The organism is Pantoea sp. S-LA4 (assembly GCF_054482835.1).
In genome coordinates this window covers 136,595-159,122 of the sequence record NZ_JBTLRC010000003.1, presented here as the reverse complement: position 1 = coordinate 159,122, position 22,528 = coordinate 136,595, and the positions used below count along the sequence as shown (strand labels likewise).

17 protein-coding genes are annotated in these 22,528 nt (G+C 55.6%); 7 read left to right on the top strand and 10 right to left on the bottom strand.

The genetic code is table 11. From position 1 onward, the window contains the following. Positions 1 to 875 precede the first annotated feature (875 nt). Positions 876 to 1,097, top strand: coding sequence for a DNA polymerase V subunit (locus ACX3P5_RS20615; RefSeq protein WP_458969231.1), 222 nt, complete (start codon positions 876 to 878; stop codon positions 1,095 to 1,097). A gap of 95 nt (positions 1,098 to 1,192) precedes the next feature. Here the strand turns inward: ACX3P5_RS20615 and ACX3P5_RS20610 are convergent, their stop codons facing one another. Then, entirely contained in the window at positions 1,193 to 1,513 is a 321-nt protein-coding gene (locus tag ACX3P5_RS20610; RefSeq protein ID WP_336757164.1) for a hypothetical protein, read from the bottom strand. Between the two features lie 626 nt (positions 1,514 to 2,139). On the opposite strand from ACX3P5_RS20610, the gene ACX3P5_RS20605 reads away from it, so the two are divergent. Next, positions 2,140 to 3,798 carry a methyl-accepting chemotaxis protein gene (locus tag ACX3P5_RS20605; RefSeq protein WP_458969230.1) on the top strand — a complete coding sequence of 553 codons (1,659 nt, stop codon included), beginning with the start codon at positions 2,140 to 2,142 and terminating at the stop codon, positions 3,796 to 3,798. A gap of 195 nt (positions 3,799 to 3,993) precedes the next feature. On the opposite strand, the gene ACX3P5_RS20600 is transcribed toward ACX3P5_RS20605, so the two are convergent. Genes ACX3P5_RS20600 through ACX3P5_RS20590 form a run of 3 tightly spaced genes read right to left on the bottom strand, consistent with a single transcriptional unit; the run spans position 3,994 to position 6,980 of the window. Beyond that, positions 3,994 to 4,797: an MBL fold metallo-hydrolase gene (locus ACX3P5_RS20600; protein ID WP_458969229.1), complete on the bottom strand. Its 804-nt coding sequence runs from the start codon at positions 4,795 to 4,797 to the stop codon at positions 3,994 to 3,996. A gap of 37 nt (positions 4,798 to 4,834) precedes the next feature. Beyond that, positions 4,835 to 5,722: an EamA family transporter gene (locus ACX3P5_RS20595; RefSeq protein ID WP_458969228.1), complete on the bottom strand. Its 888-nt coding sequence runs from the start codon at positions 5,720 to 5,722 to the stop codon at positions 4,835 to 4,837. Between the two features lies 1 nt (position 5,723). Next, entirely contained in the window at positions 5,724 to 6,980 is a 1,257-nt protein-coding gene (locus ACX3P5_RS20590; RefSeq protein ID WP_458969227.1) for an MFS transporter, read from the bottom strand. 134 nt (positions 6,981 to 7,114) lie between these two features. Between ACX3P5_RS20590 and ACX3P5_RS20585 the strand changes: the two genes are divergently transcribed. Next, entirely contained in the window at positions 7,115 to 7,570 is a 456-nt protein-coding gene (locus ACX3P5_RS20585; RefSeq protein ID WP_233988883.1) for a winged helix-turn-helix transcriptional regulator, read from the top strand. A gap of 53 nt (positions 7,571 to 7,623) precedes the next feature. On the opposite strand, the gene ACX3P5_RS20580 is transcribed toward ACX3P5_RS20585, so the two are convergent. From ACX3P5_RS20580 to ACX3P5_RS20565, 4 genes are all read right to left on the bottom strand, one after another. Next, positions 7,624 to 8,739, bottom strand: a complete 1,116-nt coding sequence (locus ACX3P5_RS20580) for a metallophosphoesterase (protein ID WP_458969226.1) — start codon at positions 8,737 to 8,739, stop codon at positions 7,624 to 7,626. Positions 8,740 to 9,000: 261 nt separating this feature from the next. After that, positions 9,001 to 10,224 carry a cupin domain-containing protein gene (locus ACX3P5_RS20575; protein ID WP_233988885.1) on the bottom strand — a complete coding sequence of 408 codons (1,224 nt, stop codon included), beginning with the start codon at positions 10,222 to 10,224 and terminating at the stop codon, positions 9,001 to 9,003. Between the two features lie 435 nt (positions 10,225 to 10,659). Continuing rightward, on the bottom strand, positions 10,660 to 12,987 hold the full coding sequence (locus tag ACX3P5_RS20570) for an FdhF/YdeP family oxidoreductase (protein ID WP_233988886.1): 2,328 nt from the start codon (positions 12,985 to 12,987) through the stop codon (positions 10,660 to 10,662). Positions 12,988 to 13,244: 257 nt separating this feature from the next. Continuing rightward, complete coding sequence (locus ACX3P5_RS20565; protein WP_233988887.1) at positions 13,245 to 14,363, bottom strand: acyltransferase family protein; 1,119 nt, start codon at positions 14,361 to 14,363, stop codon at positions 13,245 to 13,247. A 605-nt stretch (positions 14,364 to 14,968) separates the two neighbouring features. Between ACX3P5_RS20565 and ACX3P5_RS20560 the strand changes: the two genes are divergently transcribed. After that, on the top strand, positions 14,969 to 15,733 hold the full coding sequence (locus ACX3P5_RS20560; RefSeq protein ID WP_458969225.1) for an SGNH/GDSL hydrolase family protein: 765 nt from the start codon (positions 14,969 to 14,971) through the stop codon (positions 15,731 to 15,733). Between the two features lie 105 nt (positions 15,734 to 15,838). Here the strand turns inward: ACX3P5_RS20560 and ACX3P5_RS20555 are convergent, their stop codons facing one another. Next, positions 15,839 to 16,006 carry a hypothetical protein gene (locus ACX3P5_RS20555; protein ID WP_293001570.1) on the bottom strand — a complete coding sequence of 56 codons (168 nt, stop codon included), beginning with the start codon at positions 16,004 to 16,006 and terminating at the stop codon, positions 15,839 to 15,841. A gap of 299 nt (positions 16,007 to 16,305) precedes the next feature. Between ACX3P5_RS20555 and ACX3P5_RS20550 the strand changes: the two genes are divergently transcribed. Continuing rightward, entirely contained in the window at positions 16,306 to 19,410 is a 3,105-nt protein-coding gene (locus tag ACX3P5_RS20550) for an efflux RND transporter permease subunit (RefSeq protein ID WP_458969224.1), read from the top strand. A 137-nt stretch (positions 19,411 to 19,547) separates the two neighbouring features. On the opposite strand, the gene ACX3P5_RS20545 is transcribed toward ACX3P5_RS20550, so the two are convergent. Next, positions 19,548 to 19,733 (bottom strand): con-10 family general stress protein, encoded by a 186-nt coding sequence (locus ACX3P5_RS20545; RefSeq protein WP_072051034.1) that lies wholly within the window; start codon positions 19,731 to 19,733, stop codon positions 19,548 to 19,550. A gap of 204 nt (positions 19,734 to 19,937) precedes the next feature. On the opposite strand from ACX3P5_RS20545, the gene ACX3P5_RS20540 reads away from it, so the two are divergent. Next, positions 19,938 to 20,234: a hypothetical protein gene (locus ACX3P5_RS20540; RefSeq protein WP_233988890.1), complete on the top strand. Its 297-nt coding sequence runs from the start codon at positions 19,938 to 19,940 to the stop codon at positions 20,232 to 20,234. Between the two features lie 266 nt (positions 20,235 to 20,500). Next, positions 20,501 to 22,474, top strand: coding sequence for a methyl-accepting chemotaxis protein (locus ACX3P5_RS20535; RefSeq protein ID WP_458969223.1), 1,974 nt, complete (start codon positions 20,501 to 20,503; stop codon positions 22,472 to 22,474). The last annotated feature ends 54 nt before the right edge of the window (positions 22,475 to 22,528 follow it).

The window sequence follows — 22,528 nt, the reverse complement described above, 5'->3', positions numbered from 1 at the left end:
ACTAACGGCTTCCCTGGTGAGGCGCCGGATAAGGGTGGTCAGTGTGATTATTACCCAACTTTTTTAATTGTTTCCATAGCGTGTTGGTCCAATTTTCACTCACGAAAAGCCTGTATCAACGATATGAATAAAAAAAGCATTCTTTTCAAAGCAATATAATCCGCATTGTTTGTATTGATTCAGCGTAATGAATTATACCGTTACAAATAAATAACCTTTCTTAACGCTAATCGGTATTAATTCCTGCTCAGGTATATCTTTACTGCTGAGGCTGACTCTGTGCCTTATCCGATCAGCGGGAATAATCAGTGGAGCGGGGTGAGGAAAACCGCCTGTTGAAAACGACCTGGCAGTCTATAAAAAAGAGCCCCCTGAAAAAGGGGGCAAGGGTAGGAGTTAGATCACTCTGTAATCGGAGTGGATTTCCTTACAGAGCCATTTAAAGATAGGGCAAAACCTGCAGAGTTGCCGCTACGTTTACTTGTTATTTTAGTTAGATATCAAATAATTAAAACGCTAATGGAAGGTGATTGTCTGGCTAATCAACGCGTTACGCTTATATGAAAACGTTTTCTAAGATTTGGCTTAAAGTCACTGAGCGGCAGGAGTGAGAAAGCAACAACCGCGCCTGCTGCCTGTAACGAAAAACCAAAAATAATATTATAAATCAAATAATTATTCAGATCCGTGCGAAGGGGTGCGCTTAGCGATGTCAGCGGGATCGGGCTGGCACTTTTTAGTCCGGCCACAAGCGATAGGTGAAAGAGCAGACGGCGCCAGGCTGAAGTGAAGCAGGCTGGAATGACGCTCAACGCTTGATTACTGAGTCGATTACTAATACTGTTTATTTATACAGTTGATGTGAGAAGCGATAAATGTCACAGGAAGATGAAATTCATACCGCGTTCCGTCAGGCAATACGACAGGACGAAAACGGCAGGTTGACGATAAGCACCCATGATTTTGTCGCAGAACTGGCGCGGCGCAACTGGCCACACACCTTGCGGGCTGCCAATCACTGGATCGAAATCCACATCACACCGTTTCAGGATGTCTCTGTTGCGCCAGGCGACGATCGCCTTTTCCGGCTGTCGTAAACCGTGATGAACGCGCCATTGGCACCCGCTGACCGGCTAATCTGATCAGCCTGACCGCTGACAGTCAGGCTGAAGAAAGGGACGCGGCCGGGCGATCAGAACGATCGGCTGGCTGTGTGACGAGCCGGCCGGTTTAGCGTGGCGGGATAACTCTTTTCACAGGCGACACGAGCAAGGTTGAGCGCCACTTTGCGTTTTTTCAGCTTCAGTTTAGGCAACCACTCTTTGAACTGAGCGGTCAGCGAGGCTGCCTGTTGTTCATTCGCAACACGGCAGATAAACAGCTTACTCTTCGTCTGACCACTGACATCAATGGCGTAGATCTCAACCCGATCGCCGCACACTTCATATTCGACATCGGTAAACTGCATATGTGGCCAAAGGCCGGTTCTGGCTTCAAATGTGGCTAAATCCATAATGACTCCTTTTTTATTGTATATGTTATTGCTGTGGACCAGACCTGAGCCTGGTCGGGCCAGTGAGCATAGACCATGATTTGATTTCTGCCAGCCCAATCACGTTTTTTAATTGGTACTGACAAAATCAACCATGCAGACGCCCAGCTTGTTCAGACAGACTCAGGTAAAGGGCCGTTATTCAATCAGAAATTCTGATGTAACTTATTTTGCGCAGCGCACGGAATTCCGGGGCTGACAGCACGGCGCGCGCAGGAGATCCCCTGTTCGTACAGATCGCCGTTATGACCCGATTTTGCCCGCGGCGCGCTTATCTGATGCTGAAATTTCATAATAAGAACGCTAATCATCAGGCCATGAACGGTTTCTGTGCGGATATATTCTGCCCGCTGAGGAGTAAATCGTGTCGAAAATAAAATAATCAACAGAGGCGCGGAAAAATAATCGCTCCGCGCCGACATGCATCCTGAATGCAATTTATTACATAGTCCAGAACAGGCTGTTTGCAAGAAATAATAAAAAAATATAATGGCGAAAATCAATTAAAGCCCGTTTAAACCGCGCCGATAAAAACGATTCACTAAATAACCCTGTGCTTTTTTTAGCCTGTTTTACAGCGAGCATTTATGACTATTACACAGCGACTGGTAACGGTATTCTCACTGCTTGCAATCTCTCTGATTGCATTGGCGATTATTTCTTTATCCGTAATCTCAGGTTTTCAGTCCCGTTTTGAATATGTGCAGGTCAATGCCATTCCCAGCATCCGGGATATCAACAAATCGATCAGTGCGACTAATCAGCTCGGGATTGCGCTGTATCGCCATCAGAGCATGATGGAGAGTGCCCGACTGCCGGCGGCCGAGCAGCGGATTAACCAGTTGCTGGACGAGATCAAATCGCTTAGCGATTACTATATGGCGAATGACATCTCCAACGAGGAAGATAAAGCGCTGACCGAGCAGTCCTACAGAAATCTTGACGCGGTGCGTAGCGCGTTACCGGCATTTATTGCGGCTTCACGTGCGCACAATAATGCGGTTTCGCTGGCACTGCTGCAGGGTGATGCCGGGATCGGCGCTGCCGCAAGAAAACTTGAAGCGGATTTTACCCGTCAGATTGAGCTGAACATTAATATCGGCAATCAGCTGCGGGCAGAAAATCAGCGCGTCTACCGCCTGACGCTGTGGGCGATGTCAGGCGGCTCTTTGCTGATCATCCTGCTGCTCGGCGCTTTCTCTGCCAGCACTATTCTTGGCATCCGGAAAAGCCTCTCGGGCATGGTCAATACCCTGACTCAGGTCAGCAATACGCTCGACTTGACCCGTACCGCGCCGGTGTTAAGAAAAGATGAGATTGGCAAAACCGCGATGGCGTTTAATGGGCTGTTACAGCGGGTTTCCGCGACGCTTTTGTCGGTGAATCATGCTGCACAATCGGTCAGTACCGGTTCGACACAAATCGCGGCGGGCAATGAAGATCTCTCTTCGCGCACCGAAGAGCAGGCGGCTTCGCTGGAGCAGACCTCTGCCAGCATGGCAACGCTGAGCGAAACGGTACGCCAGAATGCAGAAGGTGCGCAACAGGCCAGTCAGCTGGCAAACAATGCGAATCATATGTCGATTCAGAACGGGGCGGCGGTGAAGCAAATGCTGAGTACGATGGATGAGATCCGCGGCAGCTCGGCTAAAATTTCTGAAATCACCGGGCTGATTGAAGGCATCGCTTTCCAGACCAATATCCTGGCGCTGAACGCGGCGGTAGAAGCGGCGCGTGCCGGTGAGCACGGACGGGGCTTCGCGGTTGTCGCTTCTGAAGTGCGTAATCTGGCACAGCGCTCCTCGTCTGCCGCGCGTGAAATTAAAGACCTTATCGCAACCTCGGTGTCACAGGTCGGGCACGGTTTAGAACAGGCCAGTGGTGTTGGCAGTAACAGTGAAAATGTCCGTCAGGCGATCCAGCAGGTCGCCGATCTGGTGAATGAGATCGCTGCGGCTACCTCTGAGCAAAGCAAGGGCATCGGGCAGGTTCATCTGGCTATCGGTCAGATGGATGAGGTTACGCAGCAGAACGCCTCGCTTGTTGAAGAGGCATCATCGGCTTCAAAATCCCTGCAGGAACAGGCTGAAACCTTATCGGCGCTGGTGGCCACCTTTAAAGTGGATAACCACAGCCGGGCTCCTCAGGCAGTGCAAAACCGTGCTGGCATCCGTCCGGCATTGCAAAGCCCTCAACCCGACCGCCAGATTGTCGATTTAACCAGGGCCAACTGGGAAAGTTTCTGAATCGATGCATTATGCCTAAAGCCTCCTCTTCGGGAGGCTTTTTTGCGGGTAGATTAAAAAACCTTAGCGACATGGGGGTCAATCGCTATGCGGAGCCGGAAGAGCAGACCTGCGGCTGGCTGAGCGGCTGCAATCGCCAGTTACGCACGTCGCCACGTCCGGTGTGCGCTGCGGGCTAAGCTGCCTTCAGGGCTGTCATTCGTCCTGGTTTTCTAAGCAGGCCAGATAGGTTTGCCCGGATCGCATCACTTTCTCTTTGGCCTGCCGGTGAATTTCCTGCCCGTCAAAGGCACCGTAAAGTCGCCCGAATGCCACATCAGAAAGCCGTTGCAGAATACCCTGCACCGCGGCGGCGGAAAGCGGCAGCATGTTCGGATAGCTCCACATAAACGACACGCCGTGCGCGCCGGGCGTCACCTGAAGAATATCACCCGCCAGGATCACGCCGTCGCCTTCATCCCAGTGCAGTACGCAGCCACCGGGAAAATGGCCGCCGAGCCGTAGTAGCGTCAGTGAAGGCAACAGCGCGAACGATTCACCCTGCCACAGTTTAATGTGTGGGCTGTCGCGCACTATCCATTCGCGATCGCGCGCGTGCAGGTAAATCGGTGCGTTAAAGGCGGCGGCCCACTCCTGCATGGTGGTGTAGTAGTGCGGATGGGAAATGGCGATGGCGTGCAGACCGCCGAGTGCTTTTACCAGCGTCAGGGTCGCCTCATCAAGATTGGCAATGCAGTCCCACAGTACATTTCCCTGCGGGGTGCGCAGCAGAAAAGCCCGCTGATCGATAGCAAATTTCGGCACGGTTTTGATGCTCAGCAGGGCATCGCCGTGTGCCGTCCATTTGTTGGCGTGACGGGACGTCAGTTGCCCGAAATCGATCCAGCTCTGGCCCGACGCGGGCACGTACTGCCGCGCATCCTCACAGATTTTACAGTGAGTTAACTGACTCTGCTGTTGCTGATATGCGGTGCCACAGGCGGTACATAGCCTGATCATGTTGACCTCCTTTTATCCCGGCAGGGAATGTCGTGCATCAGGGAGCCGTCCGGCCACGCCACGCCTGCCTCAGGCGGGCGCCATATAAGCCGGTACTCAGGCCGCTGATAATGATCAGCAGCGCAGCCAGCTTCAGCGCTGACAACGGCTCATCGAAAATCCAGAACGATCCCAGTAAGCCAAACACCGGCACCAGCAAGGAGAGTGGCGCAACGGTAGAGACCGGATAGCGTTTCAGTAAGGCGTTCCATACCCAGTAGCCAAACAGGGTATTGGGATAGGCCTGGAACAGGATCGACAACAGCGTTATTCCGTGGGTGTGAGCCAGTAAACCGTGGAAGCCGCTCCATCCATTAACAGCATAAGCCAGAATGAATAATGGGATCGGGGCGAACAGACTCGACCAGATCAAAAAGGCAAATACCTGCCGGGTATCGGCTTTTTTATACAGAATATTGGCAACGCTCCAGGCCACCGCCGCCACCAGCACGCAGCCCAGCCCGGGCAGAGAAACGGAGCCATCGGTCAGAAAAATGATGCACAGCAAGCCGGTCAGCGCGATGGCGATGCCCGCCCACTGATAGCGCGACAGCGGCTCGCGAAACACCCATCCTCCCAGAACCAGGGTAAAGAGCGCGCTGAACTGCAGTAACAGTGATGCGACCCCGGCCGAGAGTCCGAGCCTGATCGCCAGATTGACCATGCCCCACAAACCGACGCCGAACACCAGCCCGTAGCCGATCAGCCAGCGCCATTTCACATCCGGTTTAGCGATGAAAAACAGGGCAGGCAGGGCGCACAACAGAAAGCGGAGCCCGGCAAGGATAAACGGGTCAACCTCCAGCAGTCCGAGTTTAATCACGGAAAAGTTCATTCCCCAGATAGCGGTGATCAGCACGGCAAGCAGCAGATGATGTATTTTCATTTTATCGCTCCTGAGTGGCGGAAGCAGCAGCAGGTAAGGCGCGCGACGTAGCCCACCAGAACAGCAGCGCGGTCAGGCTGATGGCGCTGCCGAGCAGACAAACGCCCGGCCATTGCCAGAGTGCGTAGACCCGCGTGCCGGCTACTGCACCCAGGGCGCTGCCGACCGAGTAGAAGCACATATAGGCAGCGATCAGCCGGCTACCCGCCTCAGGCCGGGCCTGGAGAAGCAGGCTCTGGCTGCTGACGTGGACTGCCTGCACCGCGAAATCCAGCAGGATCACACCCGCGATAAACAGCCAGATTGAATAATTGAGTAACGCCAGCAGCAGCCATGACAGCGTCAGCAGCAGCAAGCCAGCGCCGGTGGTGCGTTGCCCATAGCCGCGATCGGTCCAGCGACCAGCCCGGATGGCGGCCAGTGCGCCCGCAATACCTGCCAGGCCAAACAGGCCGATAGCGCTATGGCTGAAATTAAGCTGGCTTAACGGCAGCACCATCGAGGTCCAGAACACGCTGAAGGCAGCAAAAATCAGCATAGCCAGCGTTCCCCGCACCTGAAGTCGCGGTTCATCGGTAAACAACCGAAAGAAACTGCGCATCAGCTGGGGCCAGCGGGGTTTGATGGCAGGGAGAGGCGTGGCGGGCGTCGTGCGGTAAAAGATCCCAGCCAGCAGCACTAACAGCGCAGCAGAGCAGAGATAGACTGCACGCCAGCCCGCGAGATCGGCGATCACGCCAGCCGTCAGCCGGGCAAAAAGAATCCCCAGCACAACGCCTCCGGTGACCATGCCCACCACCTGACCCCGCTGCGCCGCAGAGGAGAGCGAGGCGGCATAAGCCACCACCACCTGAACCACCACCGCCATCAGACCGACCAGGCTCATGCTGATCAGCAGAGCATAAAAATCCGGAGAGAAACTCACCAGCAACACCGCCAGCGCCAGGATCAGCAACTGGCCGACAATCAGATGGCGGCCATTAACGATATCCCCCAGCGGCACGATAAACAGCAGTCCAAGCGCATAACCGACCTGCGTGGCGGTAACCACCACGCCGATCGAACCGGGCGAAACGGCAAAAGTTTGCGCCATAGCGGTCAGCAGAGGCTGGGCAAAATAGACGTTGCCAACCGCCAGTGAGCAGATCATACCGAACAGCAATACCTGCCTCCGCGGCACCGGTTTACTGCTGGCTGATGAGGCCCTGACGTCACTGTTCCCTGTCGGAACCCGCCTGTTGCTGTCGGTCTGAAGCATTGCGCACCTCTGCTGGCTATCTGGTTTCGAAATAAAACCAGTTAACTATTATTAGCTGCAGTGGTTTTTTTTAGCAACCAGATTGACGATCGCGGAGTATACTCAGCAGAACGCCTTAAAGCGCAGGAGTGAACATGGCAAAACAATCCGCATTGTTAAACAGTGAATGTCCGGTGGCCCGAACGCTGGAAGCGATTGGTGAACGCTGGTGTTTAATGATCGTTCGCGAGGCTTTCGACAACGTCCGCCGCTTCAGTGAATTTCAGAAAAACCTCGGGCTGGCGAAAAATATTCTGGCCGCGCGGCTGAAATTGCTGGTGGAGCTGGGCGTGTTTGATCTGCGGCCTGCGTCTGACGGCAGCGCCTACAGCGAGTATGCACTGACAGAACGTGGACGTGCGCTGTTTCCGATTATCGTGGCGATGCGCCAGTGGGGTGAACAGAATCTGTTTACCGCTGGCGAAGTCCATTCGGTGCTGATTGATAATCAGCGTGAACAGCCGCTGCAGCCGCTGGCCGTGGTATCCGCCAGCGGAGAGCCGCTGGGGCCGGAGGATTGTCACCGTATACGGGTGACGAAAGGAGAGTGATCACAGCGGCCTGAACCGCACGCATCGCGGGTCAGGCCTCGCTGATCGGTGAATCAGGGCTTGCCTCTCAGCGTAATGCGGGTCAGTTCTGACGGGCGGCCCAGACGAACCGCCATTCCCGGCCAGAGCGCCGTGCCGTTATTGACATAGAGCTGCATACCGTCCACCAGATAAAGACCGGAAACAAAGCCACCGTTGGGTTTCGCAAACAGCCGGTCCAGCCCGACGATCAGGCCGCCATGAGTATGACCGGAGAGCTGCACATCGACGCCCAGCGCGGCGTTGTGTCGCGCATTACGGGGCTGATGATCCAGCAGGATGACCGGCGCATCGGCGGGCGCATTCTCCAGCGCTTTTGCCAGATCGGGGCCCGGTGAGTGTCTGGCGGGTGCCGATGCGTCCGGCAGACCGGCAATCACCAGTTTTGCCTCGCCACGCTGGATCACCCTGTGGCTGTTCAGCAACGGCTGAAGCCCCAGTGAAGCCAGATGTTCGGTCCAGACTGCCTGATGGAAGAAATATTCATGATTCCCGGTGATTGCCCAGACGCCATCGGGTGCGTTGAGGTCGCGCAGCGGGGCGACATCGTTGCGGCGGTGTTCGAGGCTGCCATCAATCACATCGCCGGTGACCACAATCAGATCAACCCCCAGCGACATCGCCTTTTTCACCGTTGCTGCACTCCAGTCCGCGTTAAACAAGCGTGTGATATGCAAATCTGTCAGCTGCAACAGCTGATAGCCGTCAAACTCCGCCGGCAGGCCGGGCACTACAAGAGTCACCTCTTTGACCGGCGGCACCCGTATCGCCTGCTGAACGCCCACCGCCGCCAGCACCATGGCGAACAGCACGGCCAGATAGCGTACGCCGGGGACCAGTTCCAGCGGATGGCGCAGCAGCAGGGCGAGCAGCGCGATAATATCTATCGCGATCTGGGTCAGCGCCAGCAGCAGCACGGTGCTGAAGGCCCAGTTGAACAGGATGATAATGATGCGCGGCATCTCTGCCGAGAAGAGGCCGCCCGAGGTGAAGCGGCTGACCAGCAGATATTGTGAGGCCAGCAGCACCAGCATCGATAACAGAATTTTGACGGCCAGCGGCAGGAATAAGGGAACAATGACGCGAGCAATGACATACCAGCTGGGTAAGCTGAAAATCAGGTGAAACATAGCAATTTTCCCTGTGAGCACCGAAGAACGGTGCAAGCCATAAAACGAGAACGTGCATTATTAACCGCGTCATCACGCGGGTCGCGCAGGCTGCTAGTGTATACGACTCTGCCGCAGTGTTGACTGTGCGACGAATGCTATGTGCAGAGAAAACCGTGAACAGCGGCGGGACGGGCGGAAGCGGTGACGGGGCGCTGATGGCACGGGCTGAAAAAACCTCACTGCCACACGGGAAGAATGGCCGGTAATCCGGCCACGGGCTTATCTGACCACCGGACGTTTGTTTTGCGACAGCGCCGCCATAAAGGCGTCATCCAGATGCAGATGCTGCTTAACCAGTGCCGGAGGCGTGCTGGCCAGCCACTGGTTGAGCGAGAAATCGGCATAATAGTCGCTCTTAAACAGCTCCAGGAAGCGTAACGGGCCCTTGCCGGTATTTTCGATGTAATGGCCCATCGCGAACGGCACATAGCCGACATCACCGGCCCGGTAATCAAACGTCCGCGCCTGACCCGATGAGGCAAACACGCCCATCCGGCCTTCGCCTTCCAGATAGTATTGCCACTCATCGTTATTGGGATGCCAGTGCAGCTCACGCAGTCCACCGGGTTCGATTTCGACCAGCGCCGCCGCGATATCTTTGGCGATCGGAAAGTTAGAGGAGTCGGTGATGCGAACCGTCCCGCCCGGCGCTTTAATCGGATCCTGGGCCAGCATGTGATGGGTAAAACGCAGGGCCGATCGGCTGCCGCCCTGAACCGTGTCGCCAGCGGGTCGATCGGGTGGCGTACCGGCGAAAATGTATTCGTCAGCCGGAGACGGCAGCTGAGAGAAGGTGGATACCGGCAGCTGGAAGTTTTTGGCAAGGATCTCCGGCGGAATATGCTTAAACCAGTCGGAGAGCAGGAACGTGCTGTCCTCATCGAAATTGCCATCGTCAAAGGCCAGTAAAAATTCACAGCCGTCGGGTCCCAGCCCCTGAATGGAGTGCGGGATGCCGGGCGGGAAATACCACAGGTCACCGACGCCGATATCATCGACGAACCAGCCGCCGTGCGCATCGAAAGCGGTGACCCGCGCGGTTCCGTAGGTCATGTAAGCCCATTCTGCTTCTTTGTGCCAGTGCAGTTCACGAATACCGCCTGCGTTGAGACGCATATCGACCCCGGCGATGGTGGTCGAGATGCCCAGCTCACGCTGAGTCACCTGCCGGGTCCAGCCGCCGCTGCCTTTGCGGACGTGCGCATCGCTGAAACTGTAACGCAGATTGGGCAGGGTGCCGCTGTCCGTGGCGGGCGGATTAACCAGATCCGGGTTTTCCGCTTCACGAATGGGATCGTGCGGACCCGGATCGCGACCACCGGATTGCGCACCGGCCGGATAACTCCTGACCTGATTATCATGGGCATGTACCTGACCCGCGGCCAATGCGACCGTACCACCGGCGGCAAAGGCCATAAAGCGTCGTCTGCTCAATACTGTCATGTGCTTGCTTCCTTCCACTGTGAGTTGATGAGGGGCAGCGATGGGTGCTGCATAACCGTTATAAGAGCAGATGAAAGGTTGCGTTTAACAAATTTGTAACGTCATCAGGCGACAAACAGACCAGTAAGCATTATTGATGCGTTGTCGGGCTGAGCGAAGAATGTTGCGCGTTGAGTTGAGGTATAACTTCGGGCAAAAAACGGCCCTGATAATCGCATTAAATGCCTAATTGAAAGGCGTGCGTTTAATTGCGGTTGAATGAGTGAGACAGGTTACGGCTGACATCTCTTGTTACGGATAGGGTAATTAAAATTTAACTCTTAGCAGGCTAGTGATACCTTTTTCGCCGGCGTTACCTGCCGCCGCGAGCTAAAAAAAGGTTGCCTGTTCGTCAGGCAACCTTGACTGATACTGCCTCCGACACCCGCCGGAAGATTAACGTAATATGCCCGACGTAGTGGTCGTTTCGTCGGTAACCCGCGTCATCGTCACCGGAATGCTTTTATACGCCGGTATACCACTCTGCGTATCGTGACTGTCGAGCGGCACCATCACGTTAGCTTCAGGGTAGTAAGCACCGACGGAGCCGGGCGCCATATCGATAATCACAATCGTCAGGTTTTTCATCTGCCGCGAGGTGGGGTGACCGTCCGGGTCCAGCGCCATTAAATCGACCCGATCGCCCACCCGCAGCTCACGTTTCTCGGCCTCTTCGGCATTAATAAACAGCACGTCACGGCGACCGGTCACACCACGATAGCGGTCGTTCAGGCCGTACAGTGTGGTGTTGTACTGATCGTGACTGCGCAGCGTGGTGAGCACCAGATCGTGACACTTCAGCGAACGGGGATCTTCATTAATTCCCTGCATCACTTTGAACTGTGCGCGGCCTGACGGCGTATTCCAGACCCGCTCAGAAGCGGCATTATGAAGCCGGAAGCCGCCCGGCTGCTTCACCCGCTCATTGAAATTTTCAAACGCCGGGAAGACGGCTTCGATTGCGTCACGGATGCGGTTGTAATCGGCGGCCATTGCGCGCCAGTCGACCACGCTGTCAGGCAGGGTCGCCTCGGCCAGCGCGGCGACCAGCGCCGGCTCAGATTTCAGGTGCGGTGAAGCCGGTTCCAGAGAGCCGCGAGAGGCGTGCACCATAGACATGGAATCTTCCACCGTGACGCTTTGCGCGCCGGTCGCCTGAATGTCAGTCTCCGTGCGGCCCAGCACCGGCAGCAGGTAATTATGTTTGCCGAGCAGCAGGTGAGAGCGGTTGAGCTTGGTGGCCATGTGTACCACCAGGTCAAGGTTGCGCATCGCCGGGAATGTCACCTGGGGATCGGAAATGGCTTCAGCCAGATTACCGCCCAGACAGAGCAGGGCTTTGGCTTTACCGTCCCGCATCGCCTGAATGGCCTGAATGGCACCGTGACCGTGTTTCTGCGGCGGGCGGAAGCCAAACACCTTTTCCAGGTTATCGAGCAGCGACTGCGGCGGGATCTCGGTGATACCGACGGTGCGGTCGCCCTGCACGTTAGAGTGTCCACGCAGCGGACAGATCCCGGCACCGGGTTTGCCAATATTGCCGCGCAGCAACAGCAGGTTGGCAATTTGCTGCACGTTCTGGGTGCCATACTGATGCTGGGTAATGCCCATGCCGTAACAGATGATCGTGCGTTCAGCGCTGGCATACAGCCGGGCGATATGCTGGATCTCTTCACGCGCCATGCCTGACACCTTGAGGATGTGGTCCCAGTCGGTGCTGTCAAGATCGGCCTTCAGAGCGTCGAATCCTTCGGTGTGCTGGGCGATGAAGTCTTCGTCGATCACCCCTGGCTCACCATTGCTTAGCGCCTCCTGGTGCATTGTCAGCAGGATTTTCATCACGCCTTTCAGCATCGCCGCATCGCCGCCGACCCGCACTTTGTAATAGGTCGAAGCCAGTTCGGTGGAGCTGAGGGAAAGCATTTCAATCGGACTCTGAGGGGAGGTAAAGCGCTCAAGCCCGCGTTCACGCAACGGGTTAATTGCCACGATAGTCGCGCCACGTTTAGAGACTTCACGCAGAGTACCGAGCATCCGCGGATGGTTGGTGCCAGGGTTGTGACCGATGCACAGCACCAGATCGCAATGGTCAAAATCTTCCAGCTCTACCGTGCCTTTGCCGACGCCGATCGATTCTGGCAAACCGACGCTGGTTGGTTCATGACACATGTTGGAACAGTCGGGAAAGTTATTGGTGCCATATTCACGGGCAAAGAGCTGCCACAGGAAAGCCGCTTCGTTAGAGGCGCGACCCGAGGTGTAAAACTCCACGCTGTCGGGATCGTCATAGCTACGCAGGTGTTCGCCGATCTCCTTAAACGCGGTTTCCCACTCAATCGGCTGATAGGTATCGGTGGCCGCATCGTACTTCATCGGATGCGTCAGACGCCCTTCACCTTCCAGATGTAACGCACTGCGCTGCCACAGTTCAGTGACGGTGTGAGCAGCAAAGAATTCTGGCGTGGTGCGTTTGCTGGTGGCTTCCCAGGAGACCGCTTTCGCGCCATTTTCACAAAATTCAAACGAGGAGGCATGTTGCGGATCGGGCCAGGCGCAGCCCGGACAGTCAAAGCCCTGCGGCTGATTAACTTTAAACAGGGCAATCACATCCTGTTTCACTGACATCTGACCACGGATCGCATCGGCGACCGCTTTCAGGGCTCCCCAGCCGCCTGCTGCGCCACCGTACGGGGCGATACCGGTTGTGCGATTTTGCTCTTTCATAATGCTCCACATTGTCTCTATTGTTATTTGCTAAGTCTGGTACACAAATAACCAAAACAGGGTGGATGCAGCCCATTATTTGATGAAAATTTTTCTCAAAATGTTTCTGTCAGACGATGCCAGATTACTGTCTGGTCATCAGCATAAATAAAGACTGGCGCCCTAAAGCGCCAGCAGAGAAATAAACGAACCGAAACAGTACAGCGCAATAATCAGGCTATCGTTACGCTATTATTGTGTCCGGAAAAGGCGAGAGTTTAACTGGCAACAGCCAGCGGTTTTGCCGGTTTCGCTTTCAGGCCAAACAGGGTTGCGAGTAGCGCCTGACGCTTGATGACCATATAGCACAGCGCACTCAGCCCTGACGCAATGGCGGTGACGATCAGCACATAAGTCACAGGGTAATTATCCGGCAGGTAGTCATCCAGCAGCCAGGCGAAACCAATCGCGATAGGATAGTGCAGAATATAAACCACCAGCGCAGAGTCAACTACGGTGTTAACGATGCGGCTCTCTTTGAACCTTAACTTTTCAAAAAAGAAGATCACCCAGTAGGAAAAAATCACCGAGAAAACACTACTGAGCAGTACCGGGATATATTTCGCCACGCCCTGCAGATTAAATTTCAGCGTCAGGAAGAAAGCGATATAACAGCCAATGGCCAGCAGCGTCACAAAGGCCGTGTTCAGCAGCGGATGTTTCGCTAATTGCGGGATGGCATCACGATTAAGATAGAGGACATAGCCTGCCGCATAATAAACGCAGAAACGCGCCGTCACCGGAATTAACGTGATCAGCTCGCCCAGATCTTTTACCGCGAATTTCACCACAAACAGACTGTTCGCCGCGACTATCAGCGCTGCCAGCCAGACCGTAAACGGCAGGCGTCGGGCAAGGGTGGCCAGCTGCGCGTAGAGGCGGGCAGGAACGAAAAAGGAAATGACCGAAAGCGACACCAGGAACCACAAGTGATGCAGTTGCATATAGGCGGCCAGCAAACCACTGGTCGTGGTATCAACCCCTTTAATCGTCGTGCTCAGCCAGTACATCACGCCGGGTATAAAGGCGAAGGCGGCCAGCAGCGGAACCAGCACCCGCTTGCGGCGATTATCGAAGAAAAAGGCCTGCCCCTTGCGTAAGAAAACCATCGCCGAGAACATGCCGGAAAGGAAGAAAAAGGCCTCCATCCGAAAGGTATGGATAAATTCGATCAGCGAGCTAAAGATCAATGACTCATTTTTATCCGAAACGTAATACCAGCTATTACCGCCTGGCAGACTTCGGGCCGCATGATATAAAACCCCTTCAAGGATAAGTATGGCGCGCAGAAAATCGAGGCCGATATTTCGGCTCGATAAAAAAGAGGGTGTAGTCACTTTTATTACCTTAATAAATGACGGAGTGTTGGGGTCTGAGGCGACCTTGTAGCGGCAGAATATCACTCTGAAGTTTAATTAACATATTGCACGACACTTTTCAGAATTCCCCCAGCGTGCCGTTCTGTCTGATCCATAAATTATGATAAACCGGCCTGGCCCTTTTCTGACGCCGCTTTTTTATCTGAAAATGGCCTCTGCGGGTGGGCGTCAGGCACGATTTCCCGCCCAAACCCTTGCTGTGCGGCGATTTCGTTATCCGGAAAAAGGCCGGGCGGATGAAGCCCTGCTTAACTGATGCTTAAAAATGCAGCAAAAATCGCCCCGGTTGCTGATGTTTTCTGGCCGCTGAGGCGCGCCTTTTTTTGTGGCCCGACATCGGCGGAGGTAATGATTGGTTGCTAAAGGGTTCGCTTATTCGCCTCTTTTTCTCTTCAGGCGGGATAAGGGGAAGAGGGGACGGCAAAATTATTTTGCCGCAGGCGAAATATCACTGATAATCTTTTTTTTCGGTTATGTCAGAGTGACGCCCAATGAGAAATTTGCTCCTTACACTGTTTGTATCTTTCCCGCTTTGCTTATTTTCCGGCGTGTCACTGGCAGCCATGCAGGACGGTAAATATATTATCGAAGCCTATGGCGGTTCCAGCACCAAAGGCGCGATGGCCGTCAGAAAGGACGGTAAATTACGGGCTACGCTGACAAAAAATAACGAAATCTCGCAGCTGGGCCAGATGCTGAAAGCTAAATATGGCGCTAACGTCGAGATCGTCAATAAAGGTGAGCTGTCTGCGCAGTCGAAGGATCTGTTACAGGGCCGCTATTTTTACCGCAAGAACAAAAGCTGGCGCGAAGAGATGGCGACTTCGCCCGCCGATCTGATCCTGCTTAACTTTGCCACCAACGATGCCCGTCATTATCACTTCAAAGATATTGAACCGGATTACATCGTCAGTCCGGCGCAATACCGGGCAATCATGTCTGAACTGATCGCCGTGGCGCAGCAGTACGGCAAAGCGGTGATTGTGCAGGAGCCGCATCCGTTGTGCGGGCGGGCGGAAAAATGGAACGTTGCACCCTATGTGGCGCAGATCGATAACCTGACCCAGGCCGATGACGTGCCGCTGGTCCGGCAGTACCAGCGCATTCAGGAGATCGGGAACTGGCAGGCGATGATGTCACCTGACTGCATTCATCCCTCCGAAGCGCTCTATCAGATCAAAGCGCAGGAGACTTTCAGGGTAGTAGATCGTCAGTATGGCGCACAGATTAAGGCTGCGATTAATGCCCAGTCAGCGGCTGTTCCGCCATCTTCACGCGCCGCCACAGACCGCCAGGGCGACAATGCCGGCGGCCAGGATGCCGGATAAACGCACTTGCGGGCAGGCGCTGGAAAAATGCCCGCTAAACTGCCGCCCGATCAGTGATCTGGCGACGAAGAGTGTGGTTTTTGCCGCTTTGGTTAAAAAAGCGCGTCAAAGGTAGTGGCGGACACCATAAACGGCCCAGAACAGGGCATTGGCACCGAGATAAGCCCAGCATCCCCAGTAGGCAATCGGTTCGCGTTTGGTTCGGAGTTTAGGCAGGAATGCCAGTAAATAAAGCGCTGAGGCGATAAGCGAAACGAAATAGAAAAATTTCATCATTCTCTCCTGTTTAATTTCCCTGGTTTTGAGGATAGCCAGGCCTCGCTATTTTGCTTAATGCGGATGCGATCGATTCTCTCTGACCGCCGACGTTCGGGCGACTTTTCTGAATGCTGGGGGCCAGCAGCAGAATCCTGAGCAACCTCCGGCGGGATCCGTTTGCGCGTGAGAAAGAAATGATACCGTCAGGATGTTTAGCCTGAACGTAACAAACTATAATCAGCGCTGCACCGCTTTGACACAACCGGCAGGAATGCCGGTTTTGCGCCCGCCTTAAAAAGGAAGAGACCCCGCTGATGTTTTCTCGTTTTTTTATTTATCGTCCCGTCTTCGCATGGGTCGTTGCCATTCTTATCATGCTGCTTGGTGCGCTCTCCATCACGCTATTGCCGGTTGAGCAATATCCTGATGTCGCGCCGCCATCGGTCAATATCAGTGCCACCTATACCGGTGCGTCCGCCGAGACGCTGGAAAACAGCGTCACCCAGGTGATTGAGCAGCAGCTGACCGGGCTGGATCACCTGCTTTACTTCACCTCCAGCAGCAGTTCGCAGGGCAATGTGACGGTGACGGTGACCTTCAGTCAGGGCACCGATCCTGACACCGCGCAGGTGCAGGTCCAGAACAAGGTGCAACAGGCCCTGTCGCGCCTGCCCAGCGAGGTGCAGCAACTTGGCGTGACGGTCACGAAGTCGCAGTCAAACTTTTTGCTGGTGATGGGGCTGTATGACACCACCGGCAAGAGCAACAGCACCGATATCGGTGACTGGCTGGTGAGTAATATGCAGGAGCCGCTGGCCAGAACCGAAGGGGTAGGGGATATCCAGGTCTTCGGCGGGCAGTATGCGATGCGTATCTGGCTCGATCCGTTCAAGCTGAACGCCTATTCACTGCAGCCTTCTGACGTGACGGCAGCAATTCGCTCGCAGAATATCCAGATCTCAGCCGGTAAAATTGGTGGCCTGCCGTCACCTGAAAATCAGCAACTGACCGCCACGGTCAGAGCGCAGTCACGGCTGCAGACGCCGGAGCAGTTCCGCAACATCATCGTTAAAAGCGATACCCGCGGGGCGGTTGTGCGCGTCGGTGACGTGGCTCGCGTCGAGCTGGGTGGCGAATCTTACGACATGACGACCCGGCTTAATGGTCATCCGGCGGCGGGTATCGGGGTGATGCTGGCACCGGGCGCCAATGCACTCAACACGGCGACGCTGGTAAAAAATAAAGTGGAGGAGTATCGCCACTCGATGCCGGAAGGCTACGAGGTCGCCTATGCGCTTGATAGCACCGACTTCATCAAAATCTCGGTGGAAGATGTGGTCATTACCCTGATCGAAGCGATAGCGCTGGTCGTGGTGGTGATGTACCTGTTCCTGCAAAACCTCCGCGCGACGCTGATCCCGGCGCTGGCGGTACCGGTGGTGCTGCTCGGTACCTTTGGCGTGCTGGCACTGTGCGGTTACACCATCAATACCCTGACGCTGTTTGCCATGGTGCTGGCGATCGGGCTGCTGGTGGATGACGCGATCGTGGTGGTGGAGAACGTCGAGCGCATCATGCACGACGAAGGCCTGCCCGCCCGCGAGGCCACGGAAAAGTCGATGAAAGAGATTTCCGGTGCGCTGATTGCTATCGCGCTGGTGTTGTCGGCGGTCTTTCTGCCGATGGCCTTTTTCGCCGGATCGACCGGGGTGATCTATCGGCAATTTTCGGTCACTATCATTGCGGCCATGTCCTTCTCGGTGCTGGTGGCGCTGACGCTGACACCAGCGCTGTGTGGCATGTTGCTCCGCCCCGGAACGCCGCATCGCAAAGGTTTCTTTGGCGGATTTAATCGCTTCTACGCCGCCACGGAACGCCAGTATCGTCACAAAGTGGTCAGCACGCTGCGTCGTCCGCTGATTATGGTGTCGCTGTATGCTGCAATGGGTGTCGTGCTGTTTGTGATGTTCACCCGATTGCCGGGCAGCTTCCTGCCTACCGAGGACCAGGGCAGTATTATGCTTCAGGCGACTCTGCCCGCAGGCGCAACCGCCAGTCGCACAGAGGCGGTCAATAAGCAGATCATTGACTGGTTTCTGACCGAAGAGAAAGAGAACATCGATGTGGTGTTTACCATCAACGGCTTTAACTTCAGCGGCGCGGCGCAGAATGCCGGCATGGCGTTTATCAAACTGAAAAACTGGGATCAGCGTCCCGGCAAGGAGAACTCGGCGGAAGCGATCGCCGGGCGCGCCACCTATGCGCTCTCTGCGATTCGTGATGCGCAGATCTTTGCCCTGACGCCACCTTCGGTGCCCGGCCTGGGGCAGAATAATGGCTTCACCTATGAACTGCTGGCCAGTGGCGGCACTACCCGCGATCAACTGGGCCAGCTGCGTGATCAACTGCTACAGAGCGCCGCGAAAAGCCCTGAACTGATCGGGGTCCGTGCAAATATTCTGCCGCAGACGCCGCAGTTGCAGGTCGATATCGATACCAGTAAGGCGGTGGCGCTGGGACTGCAGCTGGATGATGTGACCGATACCCTGACCAGCGCCTGGGGCGGTGCCTATATCAATGACTTTATCGATCGCGGCCGCGTCAAACGGGTCTATGTGCAGGGCGATGGTCAGTACCGGTCAGCACCGTCCGATCTGGATAAATGGTTTATCCGCAACAGTGAAGGCAGCATGACGCCATTCTCGGCCTTCGCCTCAACCCACTGGACCATGGGACCGGAGAGTCTCAATCGCTATAACGGCTCCGCTTCTTACGAAATCCAGGGACAGAACGCGGAAGGCTACAGCTCCGGCGATGCGATGAACACCATTGAACGGCTGGCTAATGAGCTTCCAGCCGGCACGACCGGGGCCTGGAGCGGTCTCTCACTGCAGGAGAAGCAGGCGGGTGGTCAGTCAACCACCCTGTATGCGATCTCAATTCTGGTGGTGTTCCTCTGTCTGGCCGCGCTGTATGAGAGCTGGTCAGTGCCGTTCTCGGTGCTGCTGGCGGTGCCGCTTGGCGTGCTGGGTACGGTGCTGGCGGTTGCCATGCGCGGATTGAGCAACGACATCTATTTCCAGGTGGCGTTACTGACGACCGTCGGGCTGACTTCCAAGAACGCCATCCTGATTATTGAGTTTGCCGAGGAAGCGGTGCGTCAGGGAAGCTCGCTGAGTGCGGCGGCCCTGCAGGCGGCGCGCACCCGTTTACGGCCGATCATGATGACCTCGCTGGCGTTTATTGCCGGGGTGATCCCGCTGGCGATCGCCACCGGAGCCGGGGCCAACAGTCGTATCGCGATCGGCACCGGTATTATTGGCGGAACGCTGGCGGGTACGGTGCTGGCGCTGTTCTTTGTGCCACTGTTCTTTGTGCTGGTGAAGCATTATCTCACCCGACATCGTAAGGCCGGATAACCGTCTGGTACGTCTGCGGGTTCGCCTGCAGACGTGCTGATCCGCGGCATAGGGATGTTTTTCAGGATGGATTCAATGGGGGATCTGTCGTGCAGAAGTGAGATGCCATTCCATGGCGTAAAACGTCCTAAGGCGCCTTATTCAGAATTACTTGCAGGACGCCGACTGATTCTGCCCCCTTTCCGACCGGCTTCCCTGGCTTTTTCATGATCGTTTTTGAAATTGCCTCCACTGACCTTGCCTCCTGCACTGCCAGCTTCGCTCGCACGGCCCGGATCGTTGGCAAAATTGCCGGCACCACCTCTGTATTTCTGTTGTGTCATAGTGAGACCTCCTATCAATGTTCCATTAGATAAAAAGGACTAGCTAGTCACATCACGAAGCATAGATGACCGCTTCGTTTATGCAAATGCACATCTGAAAAAGCGTGAAATTGTTTCGATCATGACCTTGTGCCGTGGCTGAACCGGCAGCGATCCCGCTATCCCCAGGCTACCCTTATAAGCTCAACGAAAAAGGAGAACGCGATGACTGATGCAACCTTAATCGATACGCTTGAGTTTGGTTCTGATCAACAGAAGCAAAAATATGAAATTTACGGTGAGGATGACCGGACGCCTACCCACGCGGTCATATACCGTCAGCAGCAAGGCGAATGGCAGCCGCTGGACGAAACGCTGAGCTTTGCCGCCCTGGATGAACAGCAGGAAGTGACCGGTTCAATGGGGTATGGCGCTGGCGACAGCCTGCCGGACCTGCGCGACTTACCGGCTGAAGCCCGGCAGCGCTGCGAGCAACACTGGCAGCAGAGCCGTAATGGGTAAGCAGTAAATTTGCCGGGAACGCCTCCCGGCTTATTTTATGCTGCCTGATCGCGCTGCTTTCATTATTTTCACCAACTACAGCAATCGTTAAAGATATTCCCGCTACTGGCGATAACGAACAGGCGTTGAGCGTGCCGACCAGTGATGATTCCGGCCCTCAGCGTTGAGTTCTGAACGCGTACGGACCTGCTTTTAGCCCTCCTTTTTGACACACCAGAAAGCGCTTTTAAGCGCAAAATCCTTCTTATCACAGCGAAAACAATAATATGTCGATGATTAAGGCGATAAAAAAACGCCTGCCTGCCGCCCGCTTTGGGCGCAGCAGCCAGCCTGCGAATGGCACTTTTGATTGTCGTGCGTTGCCGGCCTCGCTTGCCGCCGCCGGCCTGAGCAACCGCGCTGGTGGTCTGTTGATGATCTTTGTGCCGCCCGAAGCGGATTTCCAGCGGGTCAGTCACGCCTGGCAGCGGTTTACCTCTGCTGACCTGACGGTGCTGACGCTTTCTTCTAACGGCGCCCTGAGCAGCAGCGGTAAACAGAGCACCTATTGTGACGGTGCCGGCCAGCAAGGCAGCTGGCTCTGGTTACCGGACAGCCTGATTGCGCGGCATGAAACGCACATTATTGACCTGCATGGTCAGGATACCCACACCGCCAGCCAGCGCATCACCGCGATACAACAGGAGCTGGAACGGTTACCGTTGCGGATGCCGCTCTCAGCCGATCGGACCTTTGCGATGATCTACTGCGACGGTCTTTCTGCCTCGGAAGGTTTCCTGATGCAGGCCTGGTACAATAGCGGGCGTTTTCCCTGTCTGGCGATCGGCGGATCGGCTGGCGGTAAAATCAGCTTTGACGGCACCTGGATTGGCGTCGGCGGCGAGATATTACAGGGCAAAGCGGTGATTATTTTTTGCCAGATGGCGGCGGGGAAATCCTTTGCCCCGTTCAAGAGTCAGAACTTCACACCGCTCGACACCAGCTGGTTAATCGCCGAGGCTGACCCGATTGCGCGCACCGTCAGCTCGGTATTTAACCGCCAGGGAGAGCAGCAATCGCTGATTTCTGCGCTCTGCACCCATCTGAACTGCCAGGCGACGCAGCTCACCGAGCGACTGCAGGGCCTGACGTTTGGCGTGAAGGTGGGCGACGAATACTTTATTCGTTCGGTTGCCCGAATCGAGTCCGACAGCGTGCGCTTCTTCTGCGATCTGGAGTTTGGCGATCGGCTGTTTCTGATGCAGGAAAAAGATTTTAAACAGGCCACCCAGCAGGAGTGGCAGGCTTTCGCCCGTCAGCACGGCAAACCAGCGGCGATCCTGATGAACGACTGCATCCTGCGTCGCGTCGGGAATGCCGGTCAGTTGCATGACGCCCATTTTTTTAAAGGGATTCCGGCGGCGGGGTTCTCCAGCTTCGGTGAGATCCTGGGCGTGCCGATCAACCAGACACTGTCGGCGCTGGTGTTCTTTCATCACGATGTGAAAGCGATGAGTCAGTTCCCGGTGGAGTACGCCGGTTACGCTGCGCACTATGCGCAACGGGCATTACGTCGCTGGGAAGCGCTGAACAGCGTGCAGAGTGGCGTGCTTAACCGGGTCATTAACTATCAGCAGGCGCTGATGCCGCTGATGGAGGCCCTGCCAGTGCTGGAGAGCGCCACGCAAAGTCAGGGTGAAGCCCTGAGCGTGGCAGAAAACAGTATTCGTGCCATCAGCGATATTGCTGGCCAGAGCCAGCAGGCGCAGGAGCGGCTCGATGACGGGCTGGACGATCTGGAAAAAATCTCGCACGGGATTAATGAGATCACTCATGGCATCAGTAATATCGCCTTCCAGACCAACATTCTGGCACTAAACGCGGCGGTGGAAGCGGCTCGCGCCGGAGAAGCGGGTCGGGGTTTTGCGGTGGTGGCTGGCGAAGTGCGACGCCTTGCGCACTCGTCCAAAGAGCAGGCAGAAGCCACGGCCAGTAACATCAGTGACGCGGTAACGACAATTTCACGTATCCGCCGGGTGGCCAGTGACAGCGCGCACACCGCTACCCAGATGGCCGCACGCAGCATCAATGCGGCAGACACGCTGGCGACGATGAATCAGCAGACCCGTCATGAGCGCGCCGATATCGCTAAACATCTTGGCAGCCTGCGTGAACTCAGTCAGGGCATGGAGGCAATGCAGGACGCGGTGGCGCAGCTCAGGGTGCTACAGACCCTGTCAGGCGGAAAGGTTAATGGCTGATTAGTAAGCTGAAAAGACAACAAAGTGCGGTGCAAGCGGATCGGCCAGGCAAGC

Coding starts and splice junctions, on each gene's coding strand:
- ACX3P5_RS20615 (WP_458969231.1), top strand. CDS start 876: ATGTCACAGGAAGATGAAATTCATACCGCGTTCCGTCAGGCAATACGA.
- ACX3P5_RS20610 (WP_336757164.1), bottom strand. CDS start 1,513: ATGGATTTAGCCACATTTGAAGCCAGAACCGGCCTTTGGCCACATATG.
- ACX3P5_RS20605 (WP_458969230.1), top strand. CDS start 2,140: ATGACTATTACACAGCGACTGGTAACGGTATTCTCACTGCTTGCAATC.
- ACX3P5_RS20600 (WP_458969229.1), bottom strand. CDS start 4,797: ATGATCAGGCTATGTACCGCCTGTGGCACCGCATATCAGCAACAGCAG.
- ACX3P5_RS20595 (WP_458969228.1), bottom strand. CDS start 5,722: ATGAAAATACATCATCTGCTGCTTGCCGTGCTGATCACCGCTATCTGG.
- ACX3P5_RS20590 (WP_458969227.1), bottom strand. CDS start 6,980: ATGCTTCAGACCGACAGCAACAGGCGGGTTCCGACAGGGAACAGTGAC.
- ACX3P5_RS20585 (WP_233988883.1), top strand. CDS start 7,115: ATGGCAAAACAATCCGCATTGTTAAACAGTGAATGTCCGGTGGCCCGA.
- ACX3P5_RS20580 (WP_458969226.1), bottom strand. CDS start 8,739: ATGTTTCACCTGATTTTCAGCTTACCCAGCTGGTATGTCATTGCTCGC.
- ACX3P5_RS20575 (WP_233988885.1), bottom strand. CDS start 10,224: ATGACAGTATTGAGCAGACGACGCTTTATGGCCTTTGCCGCCGGTGGT.
- ACX3P5_RS20570 (WP_233988886.1), bottom strand. CDS start 12,987: ATGAAAGAGCAAAATCGCACAACCGGTATCGCCCCGTACGGTGGCGCA.
- ACX3P5_RS20560 (WP_458969225.1), top strand. CDS start 14,969: ATGCAGGACGGTAAATATATTATCGAAGCCTATGGCGGTTCCAGCACC.
- ACX3P5_RS20555 (WP_293001570.1), bottom strand. CDS start 16,006: ATGAAATTTTTCTATTTCGTTTCGCTTATCGCCTCAGCGCTTTATTTA.
- ACX3P5_RS20550 (WP_458969224.1), top strand. CDS start 16,306: ATGTTTTCTCGTTTTTTTATTTATCGTCCCGTCTTCGCATGGGTCGTT.
- ACX3P5_RS20545 (WP_072051034.1), bottom strand. CDS start 19,733: ATGACACAACAGAAATACAGAGGTGGTGCCGGCAATTTTGCCAACGAT.
- ACX3P5_RS20540 (WP_233988890.1), top strand. CDS start 19,938: ATGACTGATGCAACCTTAATCGATACGCTTGAGTTTGGTTCTGATCAA.
- ACX3P5_RS20535 (WP_458969223.1), top strand. CDS start 20,501: ATGTCGATGATTAAGGCGATAAAAAAACGCCTGCCTGCCGCCCGCTTT.